The organism is Nocardia carnea, from assembly GCF_029868325.1.
GTDB classification, from domain to species: Bacteria; Actinomycetota; Actinomycetes; order Mycobacteriales; family Mycobacteriaceae; genus Nocardia; species Nocardia carnea_C.
The window spans coordinates 1-7,511 of sequence record NZ_JARWNW010000267.1; the positions used below are offsets into that span (position 1 = coordinate 1).

Below are 7,511 nucleotides of genomic sequence, written 5' to 3' on the forward strand. Positions count from 1 at the left end.
GTCCAGGACATCGAGGATGCCCGCGACCGGCTGCAGAACGTCGTCGTCCCGGATCTCGGGCTCGCGGGCCTCGCCGCCGCCCTCGCGGTCGCGGCCCCCGCGCCGCGCGCGGAACCCGCGCCCCCCGCGCCCCCCGCCCCCCCCCCCCCGGCGCCCGGCCGGCCGGAGCATTCGGGGCGGTGTCGTGCGGTGCCCGTTTTTCGAAGATTCCGGCTGTCCCGGAACCGGGCGCGGCGCCGGCGTATTCCGCCCGCTCAAAGGCTCCGCCGACAACCGGTTCGGGAAACGCGATGTCCGGCTGGGCCGCTCGGCGGCGGGATCCTCCGAACAGCGGAAGCCGCGTTGTCCACAACCTGCCCGCCGAATCCGCCGGCGCGGGCGTCCCGATCAGGGCGTCGGCCGCCGTCATCACGAAACCTTCGGCCGCCAGCTCCTCGGGATCCGGCGCGGACAGCGCTACTCCGAGCGCCGCGAACGCCTGGGCGATATCGGTGGCACGCACGCACACCGGCCGGTCGGGCGAGCGCTGGAAATACTCGGTGAATCCCGTCGATTGCCCGATGCGGGCCATGATCGTTTCTTCGCCTGCCTCCTGCGGTGGCCGGGTCCAGGTGATGCGTGACCCGGTTTTCGGGATCAGGACCACGAGCACATCGATCTGCTCGGGCACACCGGCCCGGCGGAATATCGTTGTCAGTTCGGTTCTTTGCCGCCGGGCCCGCTGCAGCGGATTGACGGCCCCGGCTCCTGTGCGCAGATCCGCGGCACGTTCACCGACCTGCCATCGGCCGGCCGGCGGTGTGTCCAGAACGCCGTGCTGGACCGACCCGAAATCCGCCAGTACCACCAGCGTGCACCCGTACGGGGTCCAGATCAGCAGGTCGGCCGTCGTAGTGGAGCGGCGACGCGGCCGCGGCAACGGGCAACCGAGCAGGGCGATCCCGCCGATACGCTCGGAACCCGCGCCCCAGTCACCGATCAACCGGAGCACGAAGCGCTGCACGCTGGACAATTCGGCACTCTGCACGCGTACAATCACGGCAACCCCTACTTCGGTGACCACGAAACCCACGCACACCACACCGGCGCCAGGGGATGATCTAATCCTCTGGCGCACAACGTGTTTGGATGCGCCGTCGCCAATGGTAGCAACCCGCGGCACACTGCACGAGAGGCTGCCCGCACGCATGCGTACGCATTTGTGCATATCAGCCGAGGCCGAACCGGCCTACGGAGTACGGCGCCCGACTGACACGCCCGGCTTTGATCAACACAGCCCGCGCCACCGGCACGCGCGGTACGTTTTATGCACCAGAGCCGATCTGGTAGTGCGGCCGGCCATCGGTGGTGCCGAGGCGGTGAACCGCACGCGGTTGCCCGTGGCCGCTCCGAGGAGAACGTCGTATGCCGCAGTTCGAAGTTTCCCAGGAAGTCGTCTCCACTTTCGCGGAAGGTGAGGTGCTGCGACTCGACGCCCAAGCCGTCGACTACGCGATAGTCGCGCTGTATTTCGTTTTCGTCCTCGGTATCGGCCTGCTGGCCCGCAAACGCGTCTCGTCGAGTATGGACTTCTTCCTGTCCGGGCGGTCGCTGCCCGCCTGGGTGACGGGCCTGGCGTTCATCTCGGCCAATCTGGGTGCCGTCGAGATCATGGGTATGTCGGCCAACGGCGCCGAATACGGTTTCCCCGCCTTCCACTACTTCTGGATCGGCGCGGTACCGGCCATGCTCTTCCTGGGTGTGGTGATGATGCCGTTCTACTACGGCTCGAAGGTGCGCAGTGTGCCGGAGTTCATGCGGCGCCGCTTCGGCACCGGCGCGCATCTGGTGAACGCGCTCAGTTTCGCGATCGCCCAGGTTCTCATCGCCGGGGTCAACCTGTACCTGCTGGGCACCATTCTCAATGTGCTGCTGGGCTGGCCGTTGTGGGTCGCGGTGATCGCGGCGGCGGTGATCGTACTGTCCTACATCACCCTCGGTGGTCTGTCGGCGGCGATCTACAACGAGGTCCTGCAGTTCTTCGTCATCGTGGCCGCCCTGCTGCCGCTCACCCTGATCGGCCTGCACCGGGTAGGCGGCTGGTCCGGGTTGCAGGACAAGGTGACAGCCTCCCCCGGTGGCCCCGAACAGCTGGATTCCTGGCCCGGCAACGCGTTGTCCGGTTTCGCCAACGATTTCCTGTCCATCCTCGGCATCGTTTTCGGCCTGGGTTTCGTGCTCTCCTTCGGCTACTGGACCACCAACTTCGTCGAGGTGCAGCGCGCGCTGGCCACACATTCGATCGCCGCCGCCCGCCGCACCCCGATCATCGGCGCCTACCCGAAGATCCTGATCCCGCTGATCGTGATCATCCCCGGCATGATCAGCGCCGTACTGGTACCGCAGATGGCCGAGTACAAACAGGCCGTCACCGCGAACCCGGATGTCGACAGCGATGTCACCTACAACCAGGCGCTGCTGTACTTGATGAAGGAAGTACTCCCCAACGGCCTGCTGGGGGTGGGGCTGGCCGGTCTGCTGGCGGCGTTCATGGCCGGGATGGCCGCCAATGTGTCGGCCTTCAACACAGTGTTCAGTATCGATCTGTGGCAGCAGTACGTGGTCAAGGACCGGTCCGATAAGTACTACCTGACGGTCGGCCGGCTGGCGACCGTGGGCGCCACCATCGCGGCGATTTTCACCGCGTTCATCGCGGGCGGGTTCAGCAACATCATGGACTACCTGCAGACCCTGTTCAGCTTCTTCAACGCGCCCCTGTTCGCGACCTTCATCCTCGGCATGTTCTGGAAACGGATGACCCCGACCGCCGGCTGGACGGGTCTGGTGGCCGGCACCGCGGTCGCGGTCACCATCTTCGTGCTGAACGAGACGGGTGTGTTCTCGCTGTCGGGCCAGGGCGTCAGCTTCGTCGCGGCCGGCGCCGCCTTCGTGGTGGATATCGCGGTCAGCGTGGCCGTCACCATGGTGACGGCACCGAAACCCGCCGCCGAACTCGTGGGGCTGGTGTATTCGGAGACACCGCGCGACATGCGTACCGATCCGGAAGCCGCCACCCTGCCCTGGTATCAGCGGCCGGTGCTGCTGGCGGGTATCGCGCTGGTGCTCGTGATCATCCTCAATATCGCGACCGGATAGGACAACCACCGTGCTCTTCGATATCCGCACCATCGTCGGCGGCCTGCTCGGCCTCTACGGCATCGTCCTGGTGGTCACGGGGCTGATCCACGACACCGCTGCCGAAGAAGCCAAAACCGGCGGAATCAATGTCAACCTGTGGGCGGGCCTGGGCATGCTCGTCGTGGCCGTTGCCTTTTTGACCTGGGCCCGGCTGCGCCCGGTGGCCGTCGACCGCCCCGCTCCCGAAGCCGAGAGCGAAGCTCCGCCCGGGCGGGACTGACCACGGTATTCGATGCCGGAACGACAGCTACCGGTCCGCCCGTAGCGAACCGGTAGCGTTTCGGGCCGGCCGAATCGATATCAGTCCGGCAGGCCGAGCGCGAAGCCGACGGCGATGAGCAGGCAACTGATTACTGATACGGCCACGATGATCCACATCGGCCAAGCGTACGAAATCGCGTGAGCACATCGATGACCGGGTCGGACACTTCCCGCCCGGGCGGCGTCCGCACTCCGGTCAGGGGACCACTTCGACCACATCGCCCGGGTTCAGATAGTGGTAGACCGCGATCGCGCCCGGTTCGGTCAACCGGATGCACCCGTGCGATTCGGCTTCCGTCGGCCCGATGTGGAAGGCGATATCGCCGTTGAAGAACACCGCGTAGTGCATCGGGGCGTGATGCATGGTGCTCCAGTGGTAGGGGCGTTTGAAGTCCACGTCGAATACACCGGGCGGGGTTTCGTAGCCGTCCATTCCGTGCGACATCGGCGTCGGCCCGTAGACCACCTTGCCGTTGTCCATCAGCCAGACCTCGTTCGTCGACAGCCGCAGGCAGGCCCGCGCCGCGGGTGAGCACGGGGCCTCGGCCGGGATGATCGCCGGTACCCCGGGGACGTTGGGCCCGTTGGGCCACAGCGGCTCGGCGAAGGCGGGTGCCGCCGGCGCCAGCACCGCCGCCGCGACCCCGGTGAGTGCGGCCATCCGGCGTATCCGGTGAAAGAAATATCCGTTGCTCATCTCGTACCGACCTCTTTTCTCGATCCGCCGCCGATCCGGCGGGGCCAGCAAATCCAGAGCGAAGATCAAGAGAACTATTCGACGGTACTGAAGTTCGATGATTCATGGGCCGCATTCGCCATAGACGCGCCGATTCCGGACCGAAATCCGCGGCGAATGCGGCCCACCGATCAGGCCACACTCCAGCTGTCGGAGGCCGCGCCACGTCGCCGGATACGCCGCCGACGCTGGTAGAACACCTCCTCCACCGACACGTTGGGGACCTCGTCGACGATCCCGGCCAGCCGGCCGTCCAGCTCGAGCTCGGCTATCCGCCGGTGCAGACCGGCGCGCCGCTCCGCCGGCAGCTGTGCCCACACCACGCCGATGCGCCGCTGCGCGGGCTCCTCGGCAACGGCCAGCAAACGCAGCAGCTCGGGCCACAGATCGTCGGCGTTGGCCACCGAGGGCAGTTCGGATATCTGCGCCACCGGCATCCGGGCCACCAGCCCGGCGACATACCGCTGCACATCGGGATGGCTTCGTTCGGCCAGCAGCAGCAGCCCTTTCCACGGGCCGGGTTTGAACGCGACGATCAACGATTCGACGATGGCGATCAGCGCGGCGGTATTGGCGAAAATCGGGTTCATCGCCATCCGCTGCAGCCCGGGCCGGCTGAATTTGGAGACGAAGGTCATCAGCTCCGGCGCCGCGCCCCGCTGGATGGTGTGCGCCGCGAGTTTGCCCAGAGATTCCGGTGTGGCCAGGGACAACAGGATATCGCCGATGCGGAAGACCACATCCGCTTCGGCGCGCGACATCACCGAGACCGCGGCCTCCTGCAGTTCCGGCGAGCCGGCCAGGACGTTCTCCATCATCCGCGGAATCCGCTGCGATCCACCATCCAGCAACTGGCGCAGTATGTTGCTGACGGCCGACGCCGAGTAGGCGTAGGCGGCGGAGAAGATGATGCCCTCGTCGTCGAGAGTTCCCCGTTCGACGGCTTCGACCATCTTCGGTGAGGCGTACTCGAGGAACGGCCCGGCGGTGATGTGGTCCTTACGGCGCAGGACCTCGTTCACGATCGCGACCAGCGGCTCGGCCGCCATGATGTCGCCCAGTTCGCCGAGCGCCTTGGGATCCACATACGGTGTGCAGTCCGCCGCGTACTCGGTCTTGAGCATCGTGAGCGTATCGGCGGCGGCGTGGGGGAACTCGACGCCGACGGCACCGGCGGCGCGTCCGGTCATCATGGGTGGCACGATGCGCTGGACCAAGGGCAGCGATACCTGCAGCGGGATGATCGGGATCAGGCGGCCGATCCGTTTGAACATTTCGCCGTGGTATTCGAAGATCCGCCCGGAAATCCGCTGTTCGAGTTCGTGCAGGTGATCGGCGCCGAGCCTTTCGAGATAGGCGATACGTTCGACGGGAACATGGAGTGTGCGCGCGAGCAGGATCATCTGCGCGCGGGTGACCAGATCGCTCATTTCTCGAGTAGATCCCCGAACATGATCCGGCGCGTGATCGTTTTGAACGGTGGCGGGAAGAAGCGGATCATACCGTTGACCGCCTCGATCAGCAGTTCCTTCTCCTGTTGCTGGGCGCTGCGGAACAGTCCGAGCAGATCCTCGATCTCCTGGTCGGAGAGCATCTCCGAGGCTGCGGTGGGCCCGTTCAGTTCGCGGACGAGTTCGGTTTTGGCACTCATTCTGCTCCTGTGTCTCACTCGCGGGCCGGCAGCCGCGAAACCACCGCCGGTCCCGTGTATTACCCGCACGACGATATGCCGAATCCTCATGACCGTAAGGCCATTCACATCTGGCGTTACCTGCCTGCAATTTGTCGTGTCTCACATCACGCGGGGTACGCGTGACGCTACCGCAGGTGCCGTTGCCATCCTGCGAGACGCCGTTGCTCCCGGCGCCCCGGCCGCAGCTGCGCCGGTGCGGTCACGGTCGGGAGTCGCCTGCCGCACGTCCGGATACTGTGGCCCGCTATGCCGACGCCGGTTCGGGCCGGTCCGGCGCCAAGTGCCGGCGCAGGAACGTCAGCTGATGATCCACGGCCGGCTCGAAGAAGCGGTTGCCCGGCCAGACCCCGAAATGGTCGCAGGGATAGTGCCGGACCTCGGCCCGGGCGGCGAAGGCGGCTTTCGCCGCGGCGTACGGGGGCGCACCGCGGTCGAAATCGGCGATCTGAACCAGAACCGGCAGCTGCAAACCGGCGGCGGCCCGGGCCGGGCGGTAGCCGGCCAGCTGCGGCAGCACACTCGCGTCGATCTCGTTACGCCAGGTGGGCCCGGCCAGGGCGCGGTAGGACTCGTACCAGCCCTCCAGCGCCAGCGCCGCCGCCTCCCCGGGCCAGCCGACCAGCGGGATGAGGCCCGGTCCGCCGGTCACCGCGTCCAGCTGCCGGCGCACGGCGGTGCCGGCACCCCGCAGTGTTGCCGCGACGCCGCCGGATCGCATGGCCAGCGCGGCCGCGGCGCGGCCGTCCACCAGCGGGGTGAGCGAGACGACCGCGGCGAGTGCGGCCCGTGCGGTGGCCCTTTTCTCCGGGGTGGCCCGGGCAGCCGCGGCCGCGGCGAAGATATGGCCGCCGGACAGCGAGACACCCCACAGCACGATCCGGCGCGCATCGACCCCCGGAAGTTCGGCGGCCGCGGCAATCGCCGCGCGATAGTCGGCGAGCTGATCGGCCATCCGGACCCGCTGCCGGGGGGTGCCGCCGCTGGCACCGAAGTACCGGAAGTCGAAGGCGAGTACGTCGATTCCGGCGGCGGCGTAGGCGCGGGCGAACGGTGCGAGACCGGAATCCTTCGTTCCGCCGAAACCGTGCGCCATCACCGCGACCGGCCGCCCGGCCGGGCCCGTGAGCTCGGCCGAACCGGCGGCGAAGTGCCAGGCGTGACACCGGTCGCCGCCCGAGCGGAAGGTCAGTTCGGCGGGTCCGGCGGCAGGCTCAGAGGTGTGGTGCACAGTCATGACGGTTCCTCGCGGTGATGGGTTGCGGGTGCGTAGATCGAGCGCAGCCATACCGTGACCACCGATTCGATATAACGTTCCCGGTCGAGCTCGGCCCCCAGGGTGAGGCGCTCGAGCAGACGCTCGTTGAGCAGGAGCAGCACATCGGCGAGCGTTTCCGCGTCACCACCGGCGGGGGCACGGCCCGCCCGGCGTTCGTCGTCGATCATGGCCGCTATCGAGGGGATGAATGCCTGACGTTCGGACTCCCAGATCTCGCGGACCGCCGCCGAGGCGCTGCGCGCGTCCAGGACGGCGCTGTAGAGATGCCGGTGGCGGTCCCAGAAATCCACCAGCCCGCGGATCGTGCGTTCGATACGGTCCGCCGGCTCCCCCGCGCCGACGAGAATATCGTTGACCGCGAACACTTC

Annotated in this window: 6 protein-coding genes and 2 pseudogenes; 2 read left to right on the top strand and 6 right to left on the bottom strand. The window is 67.3% G+C overall.

Features of this window, described 5'->3' with window-relative positions; translation table 11 throughout:
• Nucleotides 1–1,039: pseudogene (locus QH196_RS25500) on the bottom strand (hypothetical protein); the annotation flags it as partial.
• Between the two features lie 365 nt (nt 1,040–1,404).
• Here QH196_RS25500 and QH196_RS25505 point away from each other — a divergent pair.
• Nucleotides 1,405–3,135 carry a sodium:solute symporter family protein gene (locus QH196_RS25505; RefSeq protein ID WP_280418369.1) on the top strand — a complete coding sequence of 577 codons (1,731 nt, stop codon included), beginning with the start codon at nt 1,405–1,407 and terminating at the stop codon, nt 3,133–3,135.
• Nucleotides 3,136–3,145: 10 nt separating this feature from the next.
• Nucleotides 3,146–3,397 carry a hypothetical protein gene (locus QH196_RS25510; RefSeq protein WP_280418370.1) on the top strand — a complete coding sequence of 84 codons (252 nt, stop codon included), beginning with the start codon at nt 3,146–3,148 and terminating at the stop codon, nt 3,395–3,397.
• Between the two features lie 237 nt (nt 3,398–3,634).
• Here the strand turns inward: QH196_RS25510 and QH196_RS25515 are convergent, their stop codons facing one another.
• The 5 genes and pseudogenes from QH196_RS25515 to QH196_RS25535 all read right to left on the bottom strand — a co-directional run.
• Nucleotides 3,635–4,135 (bottom strand): L,D-transpeptidase, encoded by a 501-nt coding sequence (locus QH196_RS25515; RefSeq protein ID WP_280418371.1) that lies wholly within the window; start codon nt 4,133–4,135, stop codon nt 3,635–3,637.
• A 170-nt stretch (nt 4,136–4,305) separates the two neighbouring features.
• Nucleotides 4,306–5,604, bottom strand: a complete 1,299-nt coding sequence (locus QH196_RS25520) for a hypothetical protein (RefSeq protein WP_280418372.1) — start codon at nt 5,602–5,604, stop codon at nt 4,306–4,308.
• Nucleotides 5,601–5,825 carry a hypothetical protein gene (locus QH196_RS25525; RefSeq protein ID WP_033246829.1) on the bottom strand — a complete coding sequence of 75 codons (225 nt, stop codon included), beginning with the start codon at nt 5,823–5,825 and terminating at the stop codon, nt 5,601–5,603. Before QH196_RS25525 ends, QH196_RS25520 begins: the two co-directional genes overlap by 4 nt.
• A 286-nt stretch (nt 5,826–6,111) precedes the next feature.
• On the bottom strand, nt 6,112–7,101 hold the full coding sequence (locus QH196_RS25530) for an alpha/beta hydrolase (RefSeq protein ID WP_280418373.1): 990 nt from the start codon (nt 7,099–7,101) through the stop codon (nt 6,112–6,114).
• Nucleotides 7,098–7,511: pseudogene (locus tag QH196_RS25535) on the bottom strand (TetR/AcrR family transcriptional regulator); the annotation flags it as partial. The gene QH196_RS25530 and the pseudogene QH196_RS25535, both read right to left, overlap by 4 nt.

What these genes read in the sequence shown, in the direction of transcription:
- QH196_RS25520 (WP_280418372.1), bottom strand. Translation starts at nt 5,604, where the DNA reads ATGAGCGATCTGGTCACCCGCGCGCAGATGATCCTGCTCGCGCGCACA.
- QH196_RS25515 (WP_280418371.1), bottom strand. Translation starts at nt 4,135, where the DNA reads ATGAGCAACGGATATTTCTTTCACCGGATACGCCGGATGGCCGCACTC.
- QH196_RS25525 (WP_033246829.1), bottom strand. Translation starts at nt 5,825, where the DNA reads ATGAGTGCCAAAACCGAACTCGTCCGCGAACTGAACGGGCCCACCGCA.
- QH196_RS25505 (WP_280418369.1), top strand. Translation starts at nt 1,405, where the DNA reads ATGCCGCAGTTCGAAGTTTCCCAGGAAGTCGTCTCCACTTTCGCGGAA.
- QH196_RS25530 (WP_280418373.1), bottom strand. Translation starts at nt 7,101, where the DNA reads ATGACTGTGCACCACACCTCTGAGCCTGCCGCCGGACCCGCCGAACTG.